This is a genomic window from Spirosoma pulveris (assembly GCF_054781875.1).
This window is the reverse complement of the sequence record NZ_BAAGTO010000001.1, coordinates 1,523,557-1,549,547: the sequence shown is the minus strand read 5'-3', so window position 1 is coordinate 1,549,547 and position 25,991 is coordinate 1,523,557. Positions and strand designations below refer to the sequence as shown.

The window sequence follows — 25,991 nt, the reverse complement described above, 5'->3', positions numbered from 1 at the left end:
GGAGTCAATACAATCCTATCCGATTATTCCTTTACCCGTTGCAGATCCAGGTCCTGAAAATCAAAGCTGAAGTCGGTTAGGGGCGAAATAGGTTTCATTTTTATGGAAACCGGTTTCATCTGGTCATCTACCTGAAACGTTACGTACGCATCCGCATCCAGACTCCGATTGTTCCATTTGACCACGAAACTATTGCCTTTGTAATAAAACAGCTCGCCGGTCAGTTTGGGTGAGCGTACCGACCGGAACCACCACCTGCCGTTTGCCTGACTCAGCACAACATCACCGAACCATCGATCGCGGTAGGTACCGGCATAGTTCGCAAAGTCCATTTTGGTTGTATTTATGGCCTGCGCGTTGGCGATACCGTCCCAAATTTCTTTGGTGATTTTTGCTGCTTCAGTCTCTCCTTTCTTGACGCGGTCGTTGTAAATACCAACCCAATTCGTTGGTGAAAGGCCCAGGTAGCTGTCTTTGATCGTGTTGGTAACCGCCCTGAAAGCAGCTCCCGATTGTTGATTGGTGAACACAATTATGCCCAACTGAAGCTCGGGCAGTAACGTCACCTGTGTCACCATGCCTGCCAGACCCCCCGTGTGCGTTACCTGCTTGTAGCCTTTTACGTCGCTGAGCTCCCAGCCGAGTCCGTAGGCCGAGAAATGCGTGTTGTAGGGGGGCGTTGGGGTAGCGTTTACCGGCAGAATGGTTTGTGCGCTCCACATCTCGGCGTGTACTTTCTCGCTGAACAGTTGTTTCGTATTACCTCCCCCATACTTTCCTTTATTAAGCTGCGCAATCACCCACTTGCTCATATCGGCTACGCTCGAATTAATTCCGCCGGCCGCGTATCCAAACCGGAATAGATCCCGGCTAATGACCTGTACCTTCCCATTAACGGGCGCGTGGGCATCAATCGCATTTACTTTATCGGGAAGCCGTTCGTACGAACCGGCGCTGCGATTCATTTGCAGTGGTTTCATGATCCGTTCCTGGATAAAATCAGGCCACGTTTTTCCGCTGACCCGCTCGATTACTTCGCCAGCCACCATATACAACAGATTGTCGTAATCATATTTTGTCCGAAAGCCCGAAACCGGTTTCAGGTAGCGCAAATTATGGATAACGTCTTTCATGGTAAAGGTGCTTGAATCGGGCCAGAACATTAGATCACCCGCGCCAAGGCCAAGGCCGCTGCGGTGGGTAAGCAAATCCCGAATGGTGAAGGCCTCGGTTACGTACGGGTCGTACATCCTGAATTCGGGAATGTAATCGATCACCTTATCGTCCCAGGTCAGTTTGCCTTCATCCATCAGTATGCCCAATGCGGCCGACGTAAAAGCTTTGCTGTTGGAGGCAATGCCAAACAGGGTGTTTTCGTCGACCGGGGCGCCGGTTTTCAGGGAACGAACGCCATACCCTTTCGAGTGAACCACTTTTCCATCTTTGACCACGGCTACGGCCATGCCCGGCACATCGAACGTGGTTAGGGTACGCTGCACGAGGGCATCAATCTGCGGGGCGGAAATGACCTGCGCTGTGGCGATACAGGGGCTAGCCCACGCCACAAGAACAGCCCAAAAGAGACGTGCAAAACGAAATCTATTCTTCATGAATACTGGCTGGTTAACATGATCCGAAAAGATAGGCTATTACAGGCATACAAACAGCTTATCTCACAAGGTATCTTCGCTGGATTATTTGCCTGATTGATTATGCGCTATCGCTTATCTGCTGTCTGCCTGTTGCTCGTTTGCTGTACATGGGTGGTGTTGACGCCCGCGTCGGGCCAGTCGTCTGTTACGACCCGCGCTCAGAAAGCCGCCCAGGCCGACTCGATCTGGGCCAGCATGCCCAAGCTCAGCTTTCGGCACGCACCCTGGTATGCCCGCACCATGCCCTTGTCGGTGTATACCGGTCCCGGAAAAATGGGTGATCGGCTGGCGCAGAATGTGGAGGTTGGCAAATCATTTGGCGTGCTGGATGTGGGTGTGGCTTTCGGTCGAAACTCAGTCCGACCCGACACTACGTTGTTCGTAGAGGGGCGCGCTACACTCGACGCGGGCAACGTGGGTATCTTCGCCAGCGAAATCACGATTGGCGCGGGTAAACTCTTCGATACCCGAGGTAGCCTCATGCTTGAACTATCGTACACCATTTTTGCCCAGATTGGTCGGCGACTGGGGGTGGGTCTTATCTCCGGTTATTTCGATTTCAGCAACGAACACTACGATTCGTCAAAAACGTACTACGGCATCTATTTTCGCTACGGCCTGCCCCGCACTGATTCGGGCGGTCTGCTCAGCATTGGCGGCCGATCCCGTGCGCGCCATAGCCGCCGTAGCCGGGTCCGGTAGGCAACCATAAATTTTGTGTTAGCTGATAATCCGGCAAGGGGTAACCCTACAATGATGACGTCAATAAGTCTAGCCGGAGCAACTCCCGGCTTAATATCTTACCGACGGCGCTTTTGGGGAGTTCGGCCATTAACTCGATTTGCTTTGGAATTTTATAGGCTGCCAGCCGCTCCCGGCAGAACGCCGTTGACACCGATCACACACGGGGCCGTATAGTCAAGTCTGCAAGGGCCTGAGCCGTCCAGTTCACCAGATCGGTGAGCGCTTTGTAAGTAATAGAAAAGCCCATGAACGTCAGCGCGGGCTGGTCACCGAATCGCATCGTCGACCGGGTGAGTAACTGCGGCAGGGTAAGGGGCTCTACCGCAACGGTGCGGGCTGTGATGAGTGAAAGCCGGGAGTTCATGGACTTTTTAGTTAGAAGAGCACCTATTCGCCTATTGACCCGCAACGTTCATATACGGCCGTACGTCCAGGCCTAACTGATCCATGCCCGCAATCCAGATTTCTTCGTCCACATTGCCCGACGAAATCCACTCATAGTCAGATAACGATGCCCGCCAGCCGAGCAACAGAGCGGAATCCGGGTCCACCGGGTAGCGCATTTGCGTACTGTTGTCCGTCAAAATATCCCGGATTGTTTCGCCAACGATACTGGGCGGTACATGATTGGTCTGCGAAGCTGCAAAAAACGCTTTTACCCGGTTCATGATAGGGTACTTGGTATCCGCTGATGGTGTTTGTATTTTGTCCAGAATTGGGGTGTCAATAACGCCCGGTTCAACCACAACCACCCGAATGCCAAAGGGTTGAACTTCGGCGGCCAGGCTTTCGCTGAAGGCTTCGGTTGCCGCTTTTGACGCTGCATACGTTCCCTGAAAAATCCCATAAATTTTACCGGAAACGGAGGTGACATTGACGATACAGCCTGCCCCCTTTTCCCGCATAGACGGGAGCACCGCCTGAATGCAGCGAATGGTGCCGAAATAATTGGTTTCCATTACTTCCTGAAACGCCGAAAGTGGTAATTCTTCAACGGAACCTAGCTTGAAAATACCGGCATTGTTGACCAGTACGTCGATGGTACCTGCCTGTGCCAACACTTCGGTAATAGTTGCCTTCACCGACTCATCCGAATCAACATCCATCGGCAAAACGACAATGGGCAGGTTGTCGCGCTCAGCGAGTTGACCCAGTTGGGGCGCCCGTTGCGGGTTGCGCATGGTAGCATAAACGGTGTGGCCGCTGCGGGCTAACACTTCGGCGGTGGCAAAGCCAATGCCGGTACTGCATCCGGTAATAAGAATGGTAGACATGATTTCAGGAAAAGGGTTATGTATATGACGCTTTATAAGGATACGGAAAGAGACTCCTTGGGCTTACTGGTCTGAAACCGGGCGTTGAGATACCGGCGCGCCGGAACTTCGATAAAATTGTAGGTTAGTGCCGCCACCACGAGGGTAATGCCAATGAGCATTACACAGAATATCTGCCCTGCTGCGTAGTCTGGATTCGCCGGGCCTGTTGGCAAATAGTGGGCAAGAAGGTCTGGTTTCTTTTGCAGCCACCCGATGTAATAAAAATAAATGATGGGGACGTGAACCATATAGATAGAAAAAGACCAATCGCCCAGGCGTTGCAAGGGCCGTACGTTCAATGCTTGTTTAACCCAGCCCGTCTGGTAAGCTGCCGATAAGATCACTGGCAGGAAAAGGCCAACAATCAACAGTGAATGCAGGCTTGCATGCATGGCAAGCAACACCGCTCCCGATGCCAGCATAAAGAACCACCCATTGCCTGCCAGTTGCCTTCCCCAATTATGTTGGTACGCATCGTACAGCAGCATGCCCAGCCCAAAACCGGCAACACATCGAAAAAAGCCCCAGTCGGCAACCAGATTGAGGGTAACCTGGCGTGTCAACCCATATCGGGGAGCGATATAGTACATCAGAAAATAGTAAAAAACCGCAACACCGAGCCAGGAAAGCACTTTTCCAAAAACAGGCAATCGTCGAAGGGGGCCAACAACGAGCGGAAAGAGCATATAAACCCACCACTCGGTACTAAGTGACCAGGATGGGCCATTCAACGGGGCAATGGGAAAGATATGCATGGACTGAATCAGCAGCAGCGATGCCGGGAAGCCCCAATAACTAAACATGGGTTGTAGGATAGGATCAACCTGGCTTGCTTCCTGACGGATAAAGATGGCTGCTATTGTGATACATACCAGCGAGAAAAGGTGAAGCGGATAAACTCTGGCAAATCGTGCCCCAACGTAGGATATGAACTGAGCCTTCGTGACTGAGGTCTCAAAATAATGACCATACACATGACTGAGGACAAAGCCACTCAGTACAAAAAAGAAATCGACCCAAAGCCAGCCTTCATTAATCAATCCAGTGAGTGCCGGATTAACAAGGGGCATTGTATAGATGCTGGAATGAAAGACAACCACCAGCAGGGCCGCAATACCACGTAGCGGGGTCAAGGTTGTCAGGTATGTTGTTTGTTGTTTCATGATTGAGTGGCAGGGCTTATTTATACTCAATTTTGGTATGTTGCAGGGCCACGATCGTCCAATCGTTGTTCTGCTTTTTGTAGGTATACGTAAAGGCATTTTTATGGATAGAAGCTGCTTTCTGGTCGGGCGGAATTAGTCCGCTTTAACAACTTTACTACCCATCGGACCAATGAACTGAGCCTTATCATAATAGTTGCCCAACCGCTGAATCTTGCCGTTTGCAATCATAGCCGTCAGGTGATACGGAAAGGTGATGGTCTTGCCGGTAGCCTTATACGTCATACTATAAACGCCCCACTGAAAGCCCCAATCGCCCGTGGTTCCCGGGGCGGTTGAGGTAAAGCCCATTGGTGTTGCTCTCACCAGCTTAATACCGCTATAAAGAGCGTGATTTCGCTGCCATTCGGCAATCACGCTATCAATACCGACCGAATCGGCAGCAGCGGGGCCGTAGCTTTTAAAGTTGGGGGCAGCCAGGCTCCGGGTCTTTTCATAATCGGCGGCCGTGAGCGCATTAACAAAGTCGGCCAGCACCTTTGCGTATACATCGGCACTGTCGGTAATGGTTACGTATTTCTTTATATTTTCCTTAACCTTTTCTTCCTGTTTCTGACAGGAAACGAGTGCCAGCGAAGCGACAATGAAAGCAATAGCGAGGGGTAAGCGGCCTGTAGTTTTCATGGGTGAACGAGGGTTTGTTTAGGTGAATTAATGGAAACGGTAAGGTTAGGGAAGTCAACTACGTAGAAATCAGTTGGCCCGCTGCATTTCTTCTTCAGTAGCTGTTCGTCGTTGACGGGCGGCCTTCACTTTCTGATTGCCGAAGGCGTAGGATACAGTTATCAGGGCTACCCCGCTCCCGATCGAATCGCCCCGATCCACCCGCCAGCGATACCATGCCATTGGTGCCAATGTTGTTGTTCTTTTTCAGCCGGATATTGATAATTCCCGAATTACCCGACGCATCGTATCGGGCGCCGGGATTGGTGATAAGTTCGATCTTTTCGATATTATCACTCGACATACTCTTTAGCATATTTACCACATCCTGCATGGAAAGGTATGTCTGCTTGCCGTCGATTTGTACGATCACCCCGTCTTTTCCGCGGAGTTGCAGGGCATCGTTCTGCCGGTCGACGGTGACGCCGGGGGCTTTTTCCAGCACCTCAAGGGCGGTGCTGCCGCTGGCAATGATGCTGCCCGCCACGTTGATCACCGTTCGGTCGATCTGCTGCTCAACAAAGGGTTTTTTGGTAGCTACGGTCACCTCATTGAGGGTTTTGGCTGATTCGACGAGCGTAATAGCCGGGATTTCCATAGAGGTCGATGTGACATAAAACGCCTTGGTTCGATTGGCGGCATAGCCTACGGCCGAGGCCATCAGCCTGTACTGGCCCGGTTTGGTATTCTCAAACGAATAGCTTCCCGTTTCTTTACTAATGGTGCCTTTTACCAAACTTGAATCGCGGGCATTTAGTAGGGCGATGTTACTGAACGGCAAGGGTTTACCCGCTGCGTCCTGAACCGAGCCGGTGAGGGTCGCCTGAGAAAAAGCGGACGTTGTTAAGCCTATAAAAAGGCCCACGATCGATGAGTAGGTATTGATAATCTTCATGGAAATAGTTGCCGGTGTGATAACAATGTGCAGTCCATCTGAACTGCCCTGCAATATTCCGTTACTGACTCGCAAGTAAGGTCCGGTTTTGAGTCAAATCCTATCGGTAATGAGTCATGCCTACCGCTAGATATATTCTGTCAGCGTTTGTGAAAAAAAGCGCCTGAGAATTAGGGCAAAAGGGGCTGGTTATCGGCTCGAACTTAGCTGTCCGGCAATCAAATGAGCCACACCTACTGCTGGGTGTATTCGGTGGGAGTTTTTTGAAAGAACTCCTTGAAGATCAGTGAAAAATGGGCAGAGCTCTCGTAGCCAACGAGGTAAGCCGTTTCCGATACGTTATGCCCCGCGAGCAGCAGTTGAGCAGCCCGTTTCAAGCGATGCTGCCGGATCACCTCGTTGGCCGACAGGTTGACCGTGGCCGTCAGTTTGCGGTGGAGCGTTCGTCGGCTCACCCCCATATGGCGGGCCATCTCCTCAACGCCAAAGGTGCTGTCTGACAAGTGCAAATCGATGGCCTCGTGCAACCGATGGACAAATTCATTCGCCAGGGTTTCGGTAGGTAAAAGGGCGTTTGGCTGGGCAAACTGTTGTCCGTAAAAAGCCCGCAGCGCTTGCTGACGACTGAGCAGATTGTGTATCCGTTGCTGTAATTCATTAACGTGAAAGGGCTTGGTGAGGTAATCATCCGCCCCCTGCCTCAATCCATCCATACGGCTCTCCTGAGACGCTCTGGCGGTGAGAAGCAGCACGGCAATGTGATTGGTAAGGGTGTTTGTTTTCAGGTGCCGGGTCAGGGCATATCCATCCATCTTCGGCATCATGACATCCGAGATGACTACGTCCGGTAGTTCACTTTTTGCCAATTCCCAACCTTCCTCTCCGTTTTGGGCGATTAGAACACGGTATGACTGATACAGCTCACTAGCGATAAAATCACGAAGTTCAACATTGTCTTCTACGACCAGTATGACGGGTGAATCTGTAGGAGAATCAGCCATATTCATCAGCGAACGGTCATGTATATAGGCCAACGTGTCCGGCAAGTTGAGTGTAGTAGTCGCCGGTGCTGCATCGGCGTTGGGGAGTGCGGGTAAGACGGGCAGTAAAAGGGTGAATGTAGTGCCCACGGCCGGTTGGCTGGATACATAAATACTGCCGCCAAGAATGCGGGTGTATTCCTTAACCAACGCCAGCCCGATGCCTGTCCCATCGTAAGCGCGGGTCTGTGTGTCGTCGACCTGGTAGAAACGGTCAAAAATATGCGGAAGCTTGTCGGCCGAAATACCGATGCCGGTGTCTGAGATGAGTATACGGCGGGAAAACTCATCCGGACTGCTTACAATGGCGGTTATACGACCACCTTTGCTGGTGAATTTTAACGCATTGGACAGCAGGTTTGTGAGAATAGTGCCCCACTTATCCGTGTCGAGTAAATAATCCTGCGGGCATTCGTCAACCAGCAGGATCAACTCAATACCCCGTTCCTCCGCGACCGGCCGAAATGGCTCTATCAGATGGTTCATGAACTGCGCTATATTACATCGAATCGGCGTTACGGTCATGCTGCCCGCTTCCAGCTTCGACAGATCGAGTAATTGGTTGACCAGGTGCAAAAGCCGGTTGCCATTCCGTCGTATCGTTTCCAGCCGCTGGCGAGTGATGGTATCGTGTTTCGATTCATCCAGCAACTTTTCGGTTGGCGAAAGAATGAGCGATAGGGGCGTCCTGAATTCGTGGGTAATGTTATCAAAGAACCGCGTTTTTAACTCGCCGATAATCTTTAACTGCGCTGCTTCCTGCTTACGAAGATCAATCTCTTGCAGTTGCCGGCGCTGTTTGATTCGAAATCGGATAAAACCAGCCAGGCTCACACCAAAGGTCAGGGTGTACACAATATACGCCCACCAGCTTGCCCACCAGGGGGGGGTAATCCTGATAGCCAGCTGTTTCAGGTTGTGGCTCCACCGGCCATCTGCATTGGTAGCCATTACCTCAAATACGTAATTGCCGGGCCGAAGCTGGGTATATGTAGCCGAGTTGTTTGTACCTGTTGTGACCCAGTCCTGATCGACTCCCAGCAGACGATGACGATAATGAATCTGGTCGGGTTTGGCATAGGCCAATCCGGCAAACTCAAACGTGAGGAAGTTCTGCTTATGGCTGAGGGTCAGCGTTGTAAGCGCATTGACTGGGCTGGTTAGGGGAGATGACGGTTTATTGGCTTCGACCAGCTCGTTGTTGATCCGAAGTGCCGACAGGACCACGGGCGTTTGACTTGTTTGCTCCCGAATGGCACTCGGGTTAAATACGGTCATCCCGGTTTTACTCCCGAAAGCCAAGCGGCCGTCCGGTAATTGGGTAGCCGCGGCAAAAACAAACTCATCGTCCTGTAAGCCGTCCGAACGGGTAAATACGCGCATCCTGAACGAGTGCGCATCGAGCCGAACCAACCCTTTGTTGGTAGCCACCCAGATAAATCCCCGGTGATCAGTCTGTAAACTGTTGATGGTGTTGTCGGGAAGGCCATCAGACACCGTAAACGTCCGGAACTGACCCGTTTGCGTATCGAATCGGATAAGTCCTCTGCCCAGGGTACCCAGCCAAAGCGTCCGGTTGGGTTCTCGTGGGTCGGCCAGCAGACCCAACAGTTGGTTCGTAGGCAACGACTGGGTGTTGCCAGGTATGTGCAGCCATTGCCTGATGATTTTTTTCTGCCGGAGGTCATATTGATAAAGGCCTTTACCCTGGTAAGAAGCCATCCAGATTGTCTGGCCCATCGGCTGAATGTCGGCTACGTCCAGACCACGATTTTCGAGTGGTTGCGGGACCAGACTGTTTGGCCAGTACCGCTTTACATGCCCCACTGAATCTATTTCCGTTAAACCGCCCCTCTCATTTCCATATACCCAAAGATGCCCGTGCTGATCGGGCTTCAACGCGATTTTAAAATGACACGTATCGTTGATAATAAAACTGGACGTTTGTTCCGGCCGGTGGCGGACTATGTTATACCGGTACAGCGTCCGTTGATCGATGAACCACAAGCTGCCCCGGAATGGAGTAAGCCGGGTCCAGCTATCACTGTTTTTGATTGTTTGTACTGGCTCCATCCCCAATCCGGTCTGGAGTAAATCCGTTGTCCAGCTCGTGCGGTAGGGATAGGTCCGGAAAGGCTGTTGGCGTTGGTTGAGCAGGGTCAGCTTACCGGCCTGATCGTAAAGCCACACGATACCCGTGCGGTCGCAGATATAAGGTATCCCAAAAGCCCGTTGCTCACCGATGGGTAACTCCCCCGTATAGACCGTGGCGAATTGGTCGTTTGGTAACAGTTCATAAAGGTGTTGACCAATACCCAGATACACCTTACCATCAGCCAGTACCCGCAGTGCATAAGCCCCGTTGGGCGCGAAAGGCCCCGGCATCACCACTTCACGGAACTGGCGGGTTGTTGGGTTGAATACATGCAGACAATGCTGGCCGATAACCAAAATGTCACCACTGGGTCGTTCGACTACGTGTGCCCAATCGACAACGGGTGTAAGGGTGTTGAGTCGTCGCTCCACCGGGCCGGCAAAGGGCAGCAGGCGATGTTGCCGCGTGTGAGGATTTATCACAATCAATCCTTTGTCGGAGTGTGCATAAACCAGGCCCGAAGAGGCCACGATCATACTATGGAGCGTGTTGGCTGCAATGCCCAGCGTGCGTTGATCCCAGCGATAGGTCGAATGAAGCTTTTGATCGAAGTATTGAATTTTTTCACCCCGCCACAGCCCCCAGAATGTTTTTCCGTCAGGTGCCAGCCAGCCGTCATCAATTTTACGTTTACCTTGTCTGGCTAATGGAAAGAATAAGCTGAACCGTTCTGTTACAGGATCAAATTTTTGAAAGTCGCCCGTGCGGGTCTGAAGCAGAAAGGTGCCATTGGACAAAAGCTGTATATGGGCAATGTTGTTTTCCAGTAGTGCATTTGGCTGATCATCCTGCCGGAATATCCTGACATTTCTCCCATCGTAGCGAGCAAGGCCGTCGGCTGTGGCCATCCAGATGAAACCTGCCCGATCCTGAACGAGACCGGTTATGGTTGAACTGGGGAGGCCGTCGGCTGTAGACAGAATCCGGTTAATACCCGAAAAAGTCTGGGCAAATAGCCGGGGAACGGCTGCCCATAGCAAAAGGGCCAACGTAATCCGTTGGACATTCATAAGTAAGTAATCAAGTCGGTTGTGAACGAAGGCTGGAAGGTAACTGATAGTCAATTAATTGTCAAAGGATGCTTTCCCAATCCACCAGAGATTGTCTGTCTGAAAGCGTATCTGGAAGGAAATTAAAAGGATCTCTTTCGTGATTCTGGCGGTAGGAACATTCCGCTATTCATCGAGGCTAACCGGGTAAATATTTTTTAATGTTAGTGCTCAGATCAGTAAAAAAACTTATTCTCGCGTAGCGTTAGGTAACGCTCTTGCCAGTAGTAGCTTTTGATCTCTGTGTTTTCACTATGTATCCTCTACAGTACCTGCTTTTAGTCTTTTATGACTGAAAGGGAGGATTGCGAGGCCATAGCCATTTCGTGACGAGGTATCTATCGGTGGCTGGCCGTCATTTTTCTCTTCTTTAAATTTGAATAAAATGAGTTCTCCTATGGCTGCAACGCTTTCCGCACCCATCGAAAGACCCTTTGTTTCCCGCCTACAGAAGGCTGCTCCCTTCCTGATCGCGTTACCAGTTATTTGTTTTGTCCTCTTTGTGTGGACGTACGCCGTAAATGTCCCCTGGTTCGATGATATCGACGCGTTTCTTGGCTTCACACTGGCTTATACGAAGGCAACGGACCTCTCGGAGAAAGTCTACAACATCTTTGTCCCGAATAACGAGCATCGGATTGTCGTCGCAAAACTGATTACCCTGGGCATGTATTACCTGACGGGGGAAGTCAATTTCAGGTGGCTCATTCTGATTGCATTGCTTTTTATGTTGAGTGTACTGGCCCTGCTGAGCCGGGTATTCCGATCGATGCAGGTGTCCTGGCTGTTGTTTGCTCCGGTGCCCTTTTTGATGCTGCGCCCCCAGTATTACCTGACGAGCTTATGGTCTATACCGGGGCTTCAGCACCCTGTTGTGATTTGCCTGACACTCTGGTCGTTGTACTTGCTGACCCGGTCCGGACGCAATCGGTTTGCCGGAGCGATACTCATGCAGGTATTTGCCACCCTGTCTATGAGCAATGGCCTGATGGGTTGGGTAGCCGGTGGGTTAGTGCTGGCGCTCAATAAAAAATGGTACAAGCTGGCCGGTTGGCTGGCCGGTAGCGTGCTGGCTGTCGTTCTTTATTTTTATAATTTTCAAAGCGCAAGCCGTACCGGCGAAAGTTTAGCCTATAGTATGGCGCATCCGGCACAGGCCTTAGCTGCGTTTTTTACATTCACCGGCGGCCTGTTCGACTTTATTCCGATGGTCAAAAGCAACTGGCGATACGTACCGCCAACGGTAGGTGGGGCACTACTGGCGGCAATTGTCGTAAGCTTGCTCTACCGCATGAACCGCAGTCTGTGGATGACAAAGGTTGAACAGGTGGACGATGGTTTACAGAAACGACGCTTGTTCTTCAGTGGCGCTTACGCTTTTTTCTACGGAAACGCAGCTATCATCGCATTGCTCCGGCTTCGGTATGGCTACGATGTGATGGTGGTGAGTAATTACATGATCTACCCGGCAGTCCTGGTGGCGCTTGTTTACCTCAATATATTGAGCGAATGTGTTACCTGGCAGGCCAAGCAGTGGTGCTTACGCATCGGGATAATTGGCGGTGTGTTTGTCTGGCTGTTTGCGTATGGGTATTACTGGCCCAAAATGGCCTTTCGGAAACAAATGCTGCTAACCGGTGCAATGAACCAGAAACACAGCGACATTGGGCTGGGAGCCACCTGGGGAACGCCTTTTGCCAATATGGCCCGATCCGTTATGCGGGAATCCGTTAGCCGGGGTATATATCACTATCCCGAAAGCTATCTTACCCCCGTCGAACCATTGCTAGCGTCAATGAACAGTACGCCATCGAAGGATTCATGTCTGTCAATGAGTATATTCGGAGGGGGGGTGATTTACCAGACCTCAACGGCGTTCAACGCCTACCCGTCGGATGTAGGCCAGGCAGCTATAATGCTTAAATCAAATCGACACACCATTCTGTACGCGTCAGAAACACCCTTTACGTTCAGGCATTTCTGGCTGAACAAGCCGGTCACATCGGCGCACTCGGAAATCCTTACCATCGTACTGGCACCTGGGCGTTATCAGCTGGGTGTGCTGACGCCGGCACAGTCAAACCAGCCGTACCGGTTCAGTTGTCAAAGCCTTTCCATACCTGAGTAACTAAACCCCGTAGCCCGTAACCGATGCCTGAAAATGGAAGAGGATCTTTTTTCGTCAGAACAAACGTCTAACCGGCGAGATTTCATGAAGGCGCAGCTTGTTGGTGGCCTGAGTGCATTGACAGCTACAGCCGGGCTGGCAGCCGGAACCGCTAACATGAATACATCCCCCGAAGCGGAATCATTGCCGCCACAAACGCTCCTGAAACAATATCAAACTTGTTTGGGCGGGCCGTTTCCGGCGCCTGTGCCCTTGCAGCCGAACCTCCGGAATATCACGCAAAAAGATGGCTATCGGATCGAGTCGATTACGTACCAGGTTGGCCCGGACGAACGGGTTCCGGCTTTGATCCTCGTGCCGGATGAGGTAACGGCTGCCCGTCCGGCTCCGGGAATTGCCGTCTGGCATCAGCACAATGGGGAGTATCACCTCGGTAAGTCGGAACCGGCCGGACTGGCCGGAAATCCGATGCATCATACCGCTGTGGCACTGGTGCGGGAGGGATACGTGGTTTTGTGTCCTGATGCCCTTTGCTTTGAAGAGCGGCAGGACCCAACCGGAAAGCTCAAAGGCGGAGACTACGAACGCTTTGCCTTTTTGCGTCAGGTCGTACGTGGACGCAGTATGGCCTGGCAAAATGTGATGGAAATGCATCGCGCTATCGATTACCTGTCTGGCCGTTCGGAGGTGATTCCCGCCCGAATTGGCTGTTACGGGCATTCCATGGGCTCGACCCACGCCTGGTTGACGGCCCCGCTCGACACCCGGCTGAAATGCGTGGTTGGGAACTGCTGCCTGCCAACCTACGAAGCCATTGAAGAAGCCCATTTGCTTCACTGTTTTCCAAACTTTGTTCCGGGCTGGTTGCAATATGGTGATACGCCCGACATTGCCGCGCTTATAGCCCCCAGAGCCCTGCACCTGAACTTTGGTGAAACGGATGAAGGCTCGCCCATTAACTCCGTTCGCCGTGGGTTGACCCGTATTGAAAAAGCTTATCAACGAGCAGGAGTGCCTCAAAATTTTACCTCCTTTATTGAAACAGGTCAAGGACACGTTTTATCCAAAGCCATGTGGGAGCATGCCAAAGCGGTTTTTGCCCGACATTTGAAGGAAGGTTAACTATCGATAAGGAAACTTTATTGAGGGTAAGCACCCGGGTGAGGCTAGTATAAGACTTACTCTGACAGTACTTCTATTTCCTCTAAAATTAAAAATGTCAAAAAACAGTCAGTTTAGGTTAATATATTTAAATTGACTATAATTATATTGTTGTAGAATTGTATTCTTTTTAAGGGAAAATCCTGTTTTTTTACCTATACTTGTTCTCTTTTCAGGATTTAGGTCGCTTGTACGCCATCTAACTTGTCTTTCAATGAATTTCGTACAACTAAAGGTCGTAGCAGCCAGGCTACAGGAAAGGATTAATTCATAACTAAAATAGTGTCAACCATACACAATACCAAAAATGAGATTTGGTTCATGCGATAAGCCAATCATTGACTGCTTTGCCAGTGAGAAAAGATCCTCACTGTTCAGGTTATTGCCTCAATATGGGCTTGCCTGAAACGATCATGACCCTTGCTTAGATTTTACATTTTTCACCAACGTGTATTTAAGTGGACTTCAAGACTTCACAAACCCTGGACCAGATTTTATGGCAATCATATCGTAAAGGCGATAAGCACGCATTAGGTCAATTGGCTGAGCGCTATTATCGTATGCTAAAGCACTATGGTCTGAAATTTATGGTCGATGGGGCGGTTGTTGAGGATTGTATTCAGGAGCTTTTTTTACAACTCTGGCAAAATCGTGCCCAGATCAATGATACTGATTCGGTTAAACATTACCTCTTAAAAGCGTTGCGGCATCATATCCTGCAATCGATGCGGTCGCAAAAAAGGCAGACATTTCAGGAGTTGGACTGGGACACTTCGGTAGCCGAAGATGTCGACACCGAAACCCTGCTGATTCGGCAGGAGTCGATGGCTATCCTGTCCCAAACCATACAGGCCCAGTTAGCTACCTTACCCGCCCGGGAACGTGAAGCACTCTATTTACGCTACTACGAAAACCTGTCCATCCCCGAAATTGCCGAGGTTATGGAAGTGAACCGCCAGTCGGTTTCCAATTTTTTGCAAAAAGCCCTCAGCAAACTGCGGACGAAATGGCTTGTACCCTTCTTTTGCCTTATCTGTATTTTTCTTCAAAAAAATTTGCTTTAAGAAGGGTATCGCCGGGCCGAATCCCCATACTATCATTAAAAATACCTTAAAAGTACCAATGAACCTGTCAACTGGCGACTTTTCGACCGTCGAGGACTTCTTAGGAAACGACGCTTTCCGGACTTGGATTCTGGAAAAACGCCCGGAAGACCAGTTGGTTTGGCAGCAATGGCTGTCTGAACACCCGGAGCGAATTGACCTCTACGAGCAGGCGGTGGCAGTTCTTCTGACGTTAGAGGGCGAAAGGGTCTCCCTGTCCGACCAAGCAGTAAAAGTCAAAACACAACAGATTCTGGATCAGATTCCGGATGCAGAAACACCGATAAGACCCTTGCTAAGCTGGCATTGGGGGCGTTGGGCAGCCGCAGCCAGCATTCTGTTGGCATTGGTCTGGTGGCAGGCGGGCAAGCCAACGATCGGGTCAATAGCCGGTATCGGCACTGGAAAAACAACTGCTTTGACGGCCAGCCAGTGGAAAGTCGTGAAAAATGTAGCGGATCGGGCGGTAACGGTCCTGCTTCCCGAACAATCGTCGGTTCTGCTATCGGCCAACAGCCAGATCCGTTTCCGGATGGGAACAGCGGATTCTCTGCGAGAGGTTTACTTACAGGGCGAAGGATTTTTTGAAGTGGCCAAAAATCCGGCGAAACCATTCATCGTGTACACGGATCGGCTAACGACCCGCGTAACGGGGACCAGCTTTCAGGTCCGTTCCTTTACGAATGAGCCAGACGCGTTGGTAACCGTGAAGACGGGGAAGGTGATGGTGACGCAAGTTAATGCGCCCGGCTCGCCTAAAAAAGAAGTGTTACTCTCGGTAAATCAGCAGTTGAGCCTTGATACGAAAACAGATAAGATTGAAAAGAAGGTAAACCAACTGTCGGAGTCAGGAGCACCGGATATTATTACTCACCAGTTCAAGTTCGATTTTACGCCTGTTCCGGAAGTACTTTCTCAACTAGAGGCTACATATCATATGCAGATTGTGTATGATCGTGAGTTGCTTAAAAAATGCACGTTTACGGGGCAACTGGACGATGTTCCGTTTCTCGAAAAAATCCGGCTGGTGTGCCAGACAATCGAATCGAGTTTCAGTGTAGCCAATAACCAGGTGGTTATCCAAAGCGCCGGGTGTAATTAATTATCTCGTCTAACCCATCAACAAACCCACAGTAAGCTATGGTGTAAATCAACATTCCCCGCTAATGACAAAAGGCGACAGTGCTTCCAACACTATCGCCTGTAAAGTCCCCACTTTTTGTGCCTCTTATCACACGTAACCCTTGTACAGGGTAAGGGAATTTTTTGTCCATTCTTCCAAAAAAAGAACAACAACGTTCACAAACTTATGCATTACATTTTACTAAACCGCAGCGTTTGGGTCAGGATTATGAAAATCACAAGTCTACAAATCTTGTTTGCATTCGCCCTGGTCAACATCAGCTTTGCCTTTGATGGCAACGCACAGGAACTCTTAGGCAGACGAGTGAGCATTTCGGCTCAAAATCAGGATGTTGAGGCTGTCTTCAAACGAATTGAAAAACAGGCTAACGTGCAGTTTCTGTTCAGCCGGGAAATCATTCAGTCGAAGCGAAAAGTAACCTATCAGGCTACCAATGAGCAGCTTTCACTCTTGCTGGATCATATTCTGACGCCCCTCAATTTAAAATACGAGGTTATTGGTCAGCAGATCCTGATAAAACGAGAAACGGCTCCAGCCGCACTCCCGCAGCAAAGCTCTACAAGTGAGCTTAGAACGGAAGGCGTTCAGGACGTACAACTCAGCGGTCGGGTTACGGCCGAAAATGGTGAAGGGTTGCCAGGCGTAAATATTCAGATAAAATCGACCAATCGCGGCACCACGACCGACGTGAACGGTAATTATAAACTGACCGTACCGAACGGCCCCGGCACGACGCTGGTTTTCTCCTTCATCGGCTACCTGACGAAAGAAGTGGCCGTTGGCGCGCAGACAACCATTAACGTTACCCTGGCCAACGACGACAAAACGCTGAATGAGGTTGTGGTAGTGGGGTACGGCATCCAGCGCAAACGGGATGTGACGGGCTCTGTTGTGTCGGTCAACGAAGCGACGCTGAAAGAAGTCCCTGCCCCAAACATCGTCAACCAGTTGAAAGGCCGTGCTGCCGGTGTAACGATTGTCAGTAACGGGTCTACCCCCGGTTCGCAGGGATCGATTCGTATCCGGGGAAACCGCACGTTAACCACCAGCAATGGCGATGGGCTCGATGGTCCGCTGGTGGTTGTCGATGGCATTCCGTACGGGGGGCTGAATGACATTAACCCGGATGATATTGCCAACCTTGAAATTCTGAAAGATGCTTCCGCGACGGCCATTTACGGATCGCGGGGAGCGGGTGGCGTTATTCTGGTGACCACCAAACGCGGAAAAGTAGGGAAACCCGTGTTGACCTACGACGGCTATCATGGCATCACGACCATTATGGGCAAGTACAATGTCATGAACGGTCCCGAGTATGCACAGTTCAAACAGGAGGCTGCCAAGTATAACCGCACCGCGCCCGGAACCACCGCCTATCCACTCACCATCAAAGAACAGGAAGCTCTGGCCGCTGGTGTTTCGACAGACTGGCAGGATCTGATTTACAAAGCCGGCTTTAATACGAATCACCAGTTGGGTTTGCAGGGTGGGACCGACAATACGCAGTACTCACTTGGCCTTGGTTATTTCAACGAGACGGGTATTATCCCCAGCCAGAAATTCGAACGGTACACCATCCGGGCCACCATCGACCAGCGCCTTGGGAAAAATGTCAAAATCGGGTTGAATACGTTAAACACGCTGACCTACACCAACACGCCCGGTGGCGGTGGTGTGCCGGGGGGGCTGGTCCGGTTAACGCCCCTGGCGTCTCCCTATAATGCCGATGGCTCCGTAAACCTGTTCCCGTCGGAAGGGTCGATCGATGCGGCCGGGATCAGCCCGCTGACGATTATTACGAAAAAAGATGCCTATCTGGGTCGTACGCGGTCGTTGAGAACCTTCAACAGCCTGTATGCCGAGGTAAACATTCTGCCGGGTCTGCGGTATCGGTTCAACGCCGGTCTGAACTTCAGCCAGTCGAACTACAATGGCTACGGTGGCCCGCTTACCTATTTCAACTCCGCTACGGTTCAGTCGTCGTCCAATGCCGAGATCAGCAATACAGAGTACTGGGACATCAACCTCCAGCACCTGTTGTATTATGACAAAACGTTTGGCAAGCATAAGCTAGGTTTCACAGGCCTGTATGAGGTCACCCAAAACCACTCGCTGGGGAGCCGGTTTACGGTAACCGGGGTGCCCGCCGACTACATCAAGACATCGAACTTCTCGCTGGCGTCGGGTCAGCCCGTGGCAAACTCGGACTTCGGTAACTCTTTTGCCGAAACGGGTCTGCTCTCTTACATGGGCCGGGTCAATTACAGCTACAACAGCCGCTATCTGCTTACGTTAACCCTGCGTCGGGATGGTTCCTCTACCTTATCCCCGCAAAATCGTTACTTCAACTACCCTGCTATTGGTGCTGGCTGGAACATTATCGACGAGCCGTTCATGAAAAATGTTCCCGCTATTTCGAACCTGAAACTGCGGGGTGGCTGGGGTATTTCCGGCAACCGGAACGTAGGCGCGTACTCGACACTGGGTGCGCTGTCGGCGGGGTATTACAACTTTGGCCTGGGAACGGCCGGTCAGCAGCTGGCGTATACGGTTACCAGCCTGCCCGCGTCGAATCTGGGTTGGCAGTCGACCTCGCAAGTCGATGTGGGGATCGATTTCGGTTTCCTGAACAATCGGATTACGGGTACGGTCGACTGGTATCTTCAGAAAACCAAAGATATTCTGCTGTCCGTTCCACTGCCGCCCAGCAATGGTGCCGGTTCGACGCTGAAGAACCTGGGCCGGACAGAGGGTCGGGGTTTAGAGACATCGCTGACGTTTGAGATTTTCAGAAAGCCCGGTGGTTTTAACTGGAGTGCCGACCTGATCTACTTCTTCAATCGTGAAAAAATCACCCAGCTCACTACGCCAACCGAACTCTCCAACATAGGGGCGGGCTGGTTTGTAGGACAGCCGCTTTCGGTCATCTACGATTACAACAAGATTGGTATCTGGCAAACCTCCGATAAAGAAAACGGCACGCTGGCCAAGCAAACGTCGCCGGTGCAGTTCCCCGGTCAGATCCGGGTTCAGGACGTAAATGGCGACGGAAAAATAGACCCCAACGACCGCCAGATTCTGGGCAATTTTCAGCCCAAGTGGGAGGGGGGCCTGACTAACCGGTTTACGTTTAAAAACTTCGATGCGTCTATCGTGACCTTTGCCCGGATGGGCATGAAAGTGGTCGTTCCTTACCTGACGGGTAACTCCACCGGTTCGGGCGGGTTTGCGTTCTACAACCAGGGCCGGGTAAACCAGATAAAAACCGATTACTGGACGGATACCAACCCAACCAATGCTTTTCCTGCACCCGATGCTGGTGGCGCCGTGGCTAACTTTGGGTCAACGCTGGGTTACTATGACGGGTCGTTCGTTAAGATCCGAAGCATTAACCTGGGTTACACCTTCACCAGCCAGCTGATCAAAAAGATCGGTGCCAGTTCGGCCCGGCTTTACTTCAACGCTACTAACCCGCTCATCCTGTATTCACCCCTGGTGCGCCAGAAACTGGCAATCGATCCGGAGGGGAACAGCTATGCTTCGGGTCAGTCAACGCTCAACGACCAGTCGGGAAACCGGGCAACCCCCGAGCGCCAGATCGCGGTGAACCTGAACAACCCGCCGGTTCGGCAATTCACCTTAGGTCTAAATCTTAAATTCTAATCCTGGACACTCCAATGAAACATATAAACGTTTGGGCCCTCATTGGCCTTACGGCTTTACTAAATACAGGCTGCGAAAAAATACTGGAAGAGAACCCACAGTCCCAGATTGTTCCATCCTATTTCAATAGTCCCGCCGGGGTACTGGGTGGTATTGCCGGGGTGTATAACGACATTCGGGGGCAATGGGGTACCGAAGGGTTCACGGTGGAGATGCAGGCAGGTACCGATGATTTCCTGCAAGGGGCCAGTTCGGGCGGTGGTCCCGCTTACACCTATAATGGGCTCAACGGAAGTAATTTCGGCTCGGCATGGGGCGTGGCTTTTCAGGATATCAACACGCTGAACGGCGTATTGCAGTACGGTGCCACCATCGACTTGCCGGAGGCTACCCGCAAGCAGTATCTGGCCCAGGCCAAATTCCTGCGCGGATTCTGGTATTTTTATCTGGTGCAGACCTGGGGCGATGTACCGCTGAACACTACGTTCATTACAGTACCCTCGCAGGCGGCATCGCGCCAGCCAGCCGCCCAGGTATATGAGCAGATAATCAAAGACCTTACCGAAGCTGCCGCCGATTTGCCGAACACGCCAGTCGCTCCGTTCCTCGGCAAAGCGGCAACCAAACCTGTTGCGCAGCTGCTGCTGGCCAAGGCCTACCTGACCCGTGGCTGGCTCAACAATACCGCTGCCGATTTTACACAGGCCGCTACGATCTGCGCCGATATCATTGCCAATAAAGCTACCTACGGACTTGATTTGTGGGCGGACTATGGGGATGCGTTTGCGCCTGCCAATGACTATGGTAAAGAAACCATGTTTGTCAGCGATCACGTACTGGATCCAAAGTTTGGTTACTATACAGTGGGTGGAGCCGCCGGTGGTGGAGCCGCCCAAAACCTGACTCCCTGGTTTACAAACTGGAACTACCCGAATAACAGCGGTATCAACTCGTTCGTCAATGCGGCCGGGACCCTTGTAAACAGTGGCACATCGGGTATGATTCGCGACTCGCAGTACGGCCGGCCGTATGTTCGGATGCGCCCCAACACGGACAAACTAACAACGGGCCCCAATGCAGGGAAGAGTTATTTTCTGGATCAGGCCTTTACGAATCGGACTATCGACACGCGCTTTGCCAATTCGTTCACTACGGTATACATTGCCAATACGGCCGTTACCAACACGGCTACGGCGGCCAACAACAAACGGGGAATTAGCTACACAACTGTTGTTGGGGCCGATACATCCGTCTGGCTGCCCGATTTCGAGGTGGCGGGTGCCCCCCAGTTTGTCGGGAACCGGCCCTTCAAAGGGATCGTGGTGCCTCCAAGCTTGTGGAACAACGGGATTTTTCCAGCGCTGAAGAAATTCATGGACCCCAGCCGGGGTGCCAACTTCAACGACCCTTCGACCCGCCCCGTTGTGCTGTATCGTTTTGCTGATGTGTATCTGACGGGCGCCGAAGCGTATCTGAAAGCAGGTGATGCGAATAAGGCAGCCAACTTGCTGAATGTGATACGTCAACGGGCTGCTTTCAAAAAGACAAATACAGCTGCTCAGAACACCGCAGCGGCTGCAGCCATGCTCATCACACCCGCCGATGTAACGGTAGACTTTGTTCTGGATGAGCGTACCCGCGAGCTGTTTGGCGAGTGGCAGCGTTGGCATGACCTGGTTCGTACCCGCTCGCTGGTACGTCGTGTAAAGGCCTGGAATCCGGAAGGGGCTCCCTACATTCAGGATTATCACATGCTGCGTCCCATTCCCCAGACACAGATCGACCGCGTGGTCGATGGACCGAAGTTCCCGCAAAACCCGGGCTATTAATAAACCACAGTTCATTTAAGGGTTAGATAAAAGAGGATTAAGGCTTTATCCTCTTTTATCTTTTTTGTCATTTCGTACGCTGCTTTCCCATACCCAAAGTTCAGCCAGGCCCATAGGATTATGTTTAAGAACCTGATGAAAGCTGTTTTTGCAGCATTCTGTTTAGTTACGAGCTACACTTTACCGGCGCAGACCACGTTGGTCAACCCCATCCTGACCGGTTTCTACCCCGACCCGAGCATTGTGCGGGTGGGTCCTGATTATTATTCGGTGCATTCTACGTTTTCCTATTTTCCGGGGTTGCCCATCATGCACAGCCGTGACCTGAAAAACTGGAAGCAAATTGGCAACGTGATCAACCGCCCTTCGCAAATGGAGTTCATGGGCGAGCGGATGACGCGCGGGCTGTTTGCTCCGGCCATCACGTATTACAAAGGGACGTATTATATAACATGTACAGATATTGACCATGATGGAAATTTTGTCGTAACGTCCAAAAATCCGGCGGGCCCTTACAGCGATCCCGTAAAAATTCCGCAGGTAATAGGCATTGACCCCTCCATTTATTTCGATGAAGAAACCGACAAAGCCTACATCATTTACAACAGCGATGCGCCTGATCGCAAACCGCTCTATCCGGGCCACCGCACCATCCGAATGTATGCGTTCGATTATAAGAACCTGACAGTGCTGGGCGAAGAAAAGCAACTGGTGAACGGGGGCGTCGATCTGTCTAAAAAACCGGTTTGGATTGAAGGACCCCATATTTTAAAGCATAACGGTTGGTATATCCTGTATGCGGCCGAAGGCGGAACCTCCGTCAATCACTCGCAGGTGGCGCTGCGCAGCAAAGATATTTGGGGGCCTTATGTACCGTTTGACGGCAATCCGGTGCTGACGCAACGAGGTTTACCGGCCGACCGGCCTAATCCGATTACATCGGCCGGACACGCTCAGTTCATCGAAGGTCCCGATGGCAATTGGTATTCGATCTTCCTGGCGGTGCGCCCCTACGAAGGCGATTTTTATAATACAGGCCGCGAAATGTTCATTGCTCCGCTGACGTGGGTAAACGATTGGCCGATGATTGAGCACGGCGAAAAAGCCATTGAATACCAATACAAAACCAACATCAAAGAAGTAAAACAGAAAGGCGCGTTACCACAAAACGGCAACTTCGGCTATACCATGACGTTCGATAAAGGGCTTGATCTGTCGATGCTTTTTTTGAGAACGGTGGATAGTAGTTCGTTTAAGACGTCGAAGGCCAATGGGCTTACGCTTACACTCAAACCGGAAACAATTTCTGAGATGGGAAACCCTTCATTTGTGGGTAAGCGTCAACAACATTTAACGAGCACAGCCGAGACTGAACTGACCTTTTCGCCCAAATCGGATAATGAAAAAGCAGGGCTGGTGATTTTTCAGGACGAACGCCATTTTTACTTCGCGGCCAAATCAAAAAACGCAGGCAAAGACGTGATTCAATTGTTCAAGAGTAAAGACAAGACCCTGGAATTGATAACTGAAGTCCCTTTAGCGTCGGCCGCTGCTAAAGTGGATTTTAAAATACAGTCGGCAGGTGCCCTGTACAGCTTCTATTATTCGACCGATGGAAAAAACTGGAACTTGTTAAAAGACCAGGTTGATGGCAAGTTTTTGAGCACCAAAGTGGCTAACAGCTTCATTGGATGCGTGTATGGCCTGTATGCAACCTCATCGGGCGAAAAATCCGGGAATTTCGCTTCGTTCAAGTACCTGAAATACAAAGGCGACGACCCAATGTATAAGTAGTAAGTTGAGTACATTCTTGTTGTTTTTGTCATCCCGACGCAGGAGGGATCTTCGGGTGAGACGGCAAAACCTCCGGCGACCGAAGATCCCTCCTGCGTCGGGATGACAAAGACGGAATAACAAAAACACAACATCACCCTTTGAAAACGAACCTACTCCATATCACCCTCCTTCTGTTACTAAGCGTCACCACACTGGCGCAGATGCAGCCGTTTGCTTTGCAGGAAGTGAAGCTGACAGGCGGGCCGTTTAAAAACGCGCAGGATGTTGACAGACGCTATATCCTGGCCCTGAACCCGGATAAACTGCTGGCACCGTACCTGATCGACGCTGGCATACCGGTAAAGGCCCCACGTTACGGCAACTGGGAAAGTTCAGGGCTGGACGGCCATATCGGCGGGCATTACCTGTCGGCGCTGGCGATGATGTACGCTTCGACCGGGGATGCCGAACTGAAAAAACGGCTGGATTACATGGTCGATCAACTGGCGCAATGCCAGGCGAAAAACGGCAATGGGTACGTGGGAGGCATTCCGCAGGGAAAAGTGTTCTGGGAGCGGATTCACAAAGGCGATATCGACGGCAGCAGCTTCGGGCTGAATAATACGTGGGTGCCGCTGTACAACATTCACAAGCTGTTTGCCGGCCTGCGCGATGCCTATGAGTACGCCGGAAATCAGCAGGCCAAACAGGTGCTGATCGGGTTGGGCGACTGGTTCGTTGACCTGATCAACCCGCTGTCCGACGAGCAAATTCAGCAGGTGTTGCGTACCGAACACGGTGGTATCAACGAAACGTTTGCGGATTTGTACATTCTAACGAAAGATAAGAAGTACCTCGAAACGGCGCAGCGGATTTCGCACCGGGCGATTCTGGAACCACTGCTGGCAAAACAGGACAAGCTGACCGGCCTGCACGCCAATACGCAAATTCCGAAGGTGATCGGATTTGAGAAGATTGCCACGCTGACGGGCAAAAGGGACTGGTCGGAAGCAGCTATGTTTTTCTGGCAAAACGTATCACAAACGCGATCGGTGGCTTTTGGCGGCAACAGCGTGCGGGAGCATTTCAACCCCACAACCGATTTTAGCCAGCTATTGAAGTCGAATCAGGGTCCGGAAACGTGTAATTCGTTTAATATGCTGCGACTAAGCAAAGCCCTGTTTCTGGATAAGAACGACGTGAGCTATCTGGATTTCTACGAACGGACGCTGTACAACCATATCCTGTCGAGTCAGCATCCGGAGAAAGGCGGGTTTGTGTATTTTACACCCATTCGGCCCAACCATTACCGGGTTTATTCGCAGCCCGAAACGAGTATGTGGTGCTGCGTAGGGTCAGGTATTGAGAACCATACCAAGTACGGCGAACTGATCTACAGCCACTCGGCCAGTGACCTGTTCGTCAACCTGTTTGTCCCCTCAACGCTGAGCTGGGCAGATAAAAAGCTCACGTTGACTCAGCGCACCGGGTTCCCGTACCAGAACCAATCTGAACTGATTGTAGAGACCACAAAACCACAGAAATTTTCACTGAACATCCGTTACCCGAAATGGGCCGAAAACCTTGAAATCCTCGTCAACGGCAAGGCGCAACCCGTTACCGGAAAGCCCGCCAGTTACGTTGCCGTCAACCGCAAATGGAAAACGGGCGATAAAGTGACTGTGCGCTTCACCACCACCACCCGATTGGAGCAACTGCCCGACGGCTCTAACTGGTCAGCGTTTGTCAACGGCCCCATCGTACTGGCCGCCAAAACGTCGACCACCGACCTGAAAGGGCTTTTTGCCGATGATAGCCGTATGGGTCACGAGACCAAAGGCAGACTATTTCCCATTAACGAAGCCTACGCGCTGGTGGGCGACCCGGCAACCTACCTGACAAAACTTAAATCCGTCGACAAACTCCGTTTTAGTCTGGATTCGCTCACGCTGCAACCATTTTACGAGGTACACGACGCCCGCTATCAGATGTATTTTCAGACTTTCTCGCAGGCCGCTTACAATGAGCAGAAGGCGCGACTGAAGCAGCAGGAGGTCGAAGCCTTGGCTCTGGAAGCAAGCACCGTCGATAAAGTAAATTGTGGGGAACAGCAGCCCGAAGTCGACCATCAGTACAAGGGAGAAATCAGCGAATCAGGCTACGACGATGAGCGGTTCTGGCGACGCACCCGGTCGTACATCACCTACCAGTTACAGAACAAAAACCGGACGGGTAAATACATTGACATACTTGCTTTAGAGGATATAAAGCCGGACGCTATACAGTTCCTGATCAACGAAAAACCGGCCGAAATTCTTTCTATAAAGGGAAAAACAATTCGACTAAAAGCCCATGGCGACGAAGTGAATACGTTGACGATCAGGGCTCAGAATAAGACGAACACCCCTCGCTTTCACCAAATCAGACTTGTAACCAACTAACCAATGCCT

At 51.3% G+C, this 25,991-nt stretch carries 16 protein-coding genes; 9 read left to right on the top strand and 7 right to left on the bottom strand.

Translation table 11 applies throughout. The features are described from left to right. Positions 1–23 precede the first annotated feature (23 nt). Complete coding sequence (locus ACYVJM_RS06280) at positions 24–1,610, bottom strand: serine hydrolase (RefSeq protein ID WP_461147336.1); 1,587 nt, start codon at positions 1,608–1,610, stop codon at positions 24–26. Between the two features lie 102 nt (positions 1,611–1,712). Here ACYVJM_RS06280 and ACYVJM_RS06275 point away from each other — a divergent pair, with 102 nt between their 5' ends. Then, on the top strand, positions 1,713–2,354 hold the full coding sequence (locus tag ACYVJM_RS06275; RefSeq protein ID WP_461147335.1) for a hypothetical protein: 642 nt from the start codon (positions 1,713–1,715) through the stop codon (positions 2,352–2,354). 196 nt (positions 2,355–2,550) lie between these two features. Here ACYVJM_RS06275 and ACYVJM_RS06270 read toward each other — a convergent pair whose 3' ends face one another. The 6 genes from ACYVJM_RS06270 to ACYVJM_RS06245 all read right to left on the bottom strand — a co-directional run bounded on the left by ACYVJM_RS06270 (position 2,551) and on the right by ACYVJM_RS06245 (position 10,698). Continuing rightward, entirely contained in the window at positions 2,551–2,760 is a 210-nt protein-coding gene (locus ACYVJM_RS06270; protein ID WP_461147334.1) for a hypothetical protein, read from the bottom strand. A gap of 31 nt (positions 2,761–2,791) precedes the next feature. Further along, entirely contained in the window at positions 2,792–3,670 is an 879-nt protein-coding gene (locus ACYVJM_RS06265) for an SDR family oxidoreductase (RefSeq protein ID WP_461147333.1), read from the bottom strand. 32 nt (positions 3,671–3,702) lie between these two features. Next, a complete protein-coding gene (locus ACYVJM_RS06260) occupies positions 3,703–4,875 on the bottom strand; it encodes an acyltransferase family protein (RefSeq protein ID WP_461147332.1) in 1,173 nt (390 codons plus the stop codon). Positions 4,876–5,010: 135 nt separating this feature from the next. After that, positions 5,011–5,559: a nuclear transport factor 2 family protein gene (locus ACYVJM_RS06255; protein WP_461147331.1), complete on the bottom strand. Its 549-nt coding sequence runs from the start codon at positions 5,557–5,559 to the stop codon at positions 5,011–5,013. A 94-nt stretch (positions 5,560–5,653) separates the two neighbouring features. Beyond that, positions 5,654–6,493 (bottom strand): carboxypeptidase-like regulatory domain-containing protein, encoded by an 840-nt coding sequence (locus ACYVJM_RS06250; protein ID WP_461147330.1) that lies wholly within the window; start codon positions 6,491–6,493, stop codon positions 5,654–5,656. Positions 6,494–6,726: 233 nt separating this feature from the next. After that, on the bottom strand, positions 6,727–10,698 hold the full coding sequence (locus tag ACYVJM_RS06245) for a hybrid sensor histidine kinase/response regulator transcription factor (RefSeq protein ID WP_461147329.1): 3,972 nt from the start codon (positions 10,696–10,698) through the stop codon (positions 6,727–6,729). A gap of 436 nt (positions 10,699–11,134) precedes the next feature. Here ACYVJM_RS06245 and ACYVJM_RS06240 point away from each other — a divergent pair, with 436 nt between their 5' ends. The 8 genes from ACYVJM_RS06240 to ACYVJM_RS06205 all read left to right on the top strand — a co-directional run bounded on the left by ACYVJM_RS06240 (position 11,135) and on the right by ACYVJM_RS06205 (position 25,982). Beyond that, entirely contained in the window at positions 11,135–12,865 is a 1,731-nt protein-coding gene (locus ACYVJM_RS06240) for a hypothetical protein (protein WP_461147328.1), read from the top strand. 33 nt (positions 12,866–12,898) lie between these two features. Further along, the gene (locus ACYVJM_RS06235; protein ID WP_461147327.1) at positions 12,899–13,987 is read left to right on the top strand and encodes a dienelactone hydrolase family protein; all 1,089 of its coding nucleotides are present in this window, start codon (positions 12,899–12,901) and stop codon (positions 13,985–13,987) included. Positions 13,988–14,484: 497 nt separating this feature from the next. After that, positions 14,485–15,090, top strand: a complete 606-nt coding sequence (locus tag ACYVJM_RS06230) for an RNA polymerase sigma factor (protein WP_461147326.1) — start codon at positions 14,485–14,487, stop codon at positions 15,088–15,090. A 58-nt stretch (positions 15,091–15,148) separates the two neighbouring features. After that, complete coding sequence (locus tag ACYVJM_RS06225) at positions 15,149–16,231, top strand: FecR family protein (protein WP_461147325.1); 1,083 nt, start codon at positions 15,149–15,151, stop codon at positions 16,229–16,231. Positions 16,232–16,438: 207 nt separating this feature from the next. After that, complete coding sequence (locus tag ACYVJM_RS06220; RefSeq protein WP_461147324.1) at positions 16,439–19,936, top strand: SusC/RagA family TonB-linked outer membrane protein; 3,498 nt, start codon at positions 16,439–16,441, stop codon at positions 19,934–19,936. A 14-nt stretch (positions 19,937–19,950) separates the two neighbouring features. Continuing rightward, entirely contained in the window at positions 19,951–21,765 is a 1,815-nt protein-coding gene (locus ACYVJM_RS06215) for a RagB/SusD family nutrient uptake outer membrane protein (protein ID WP_461147323.1), read from the top strand. Between the two features lie 135 nt (positions 21,766–21,900). Further along, a complete protein-coding gene (locus ACYVJM_RS06210) occupies positions 21,901–23,559 on the top strand; it encodes a glycoside hydrolase family 43 protein (RefSeq protein WP_461147322.1) in 1,659 nt (552 codons plus the stop codon). Positions 23,560–23,699: 140 nt separating this feature from the next. Continuing rightward, the gene (locus ACYVJM_RS06205) at positions 23,700–25,982 is read left to right on the top strand and encodes a glycoside hydrolase family 127 protein (protein WP_461147321.1); all 2,283 of its coding nucleotides are present in this window, start codon (positions 23,700–23,702) and stop codon (positions 25,980–25,982) included. Positions 25,983–25,991 lie beyond the last annotated feature (9 nt).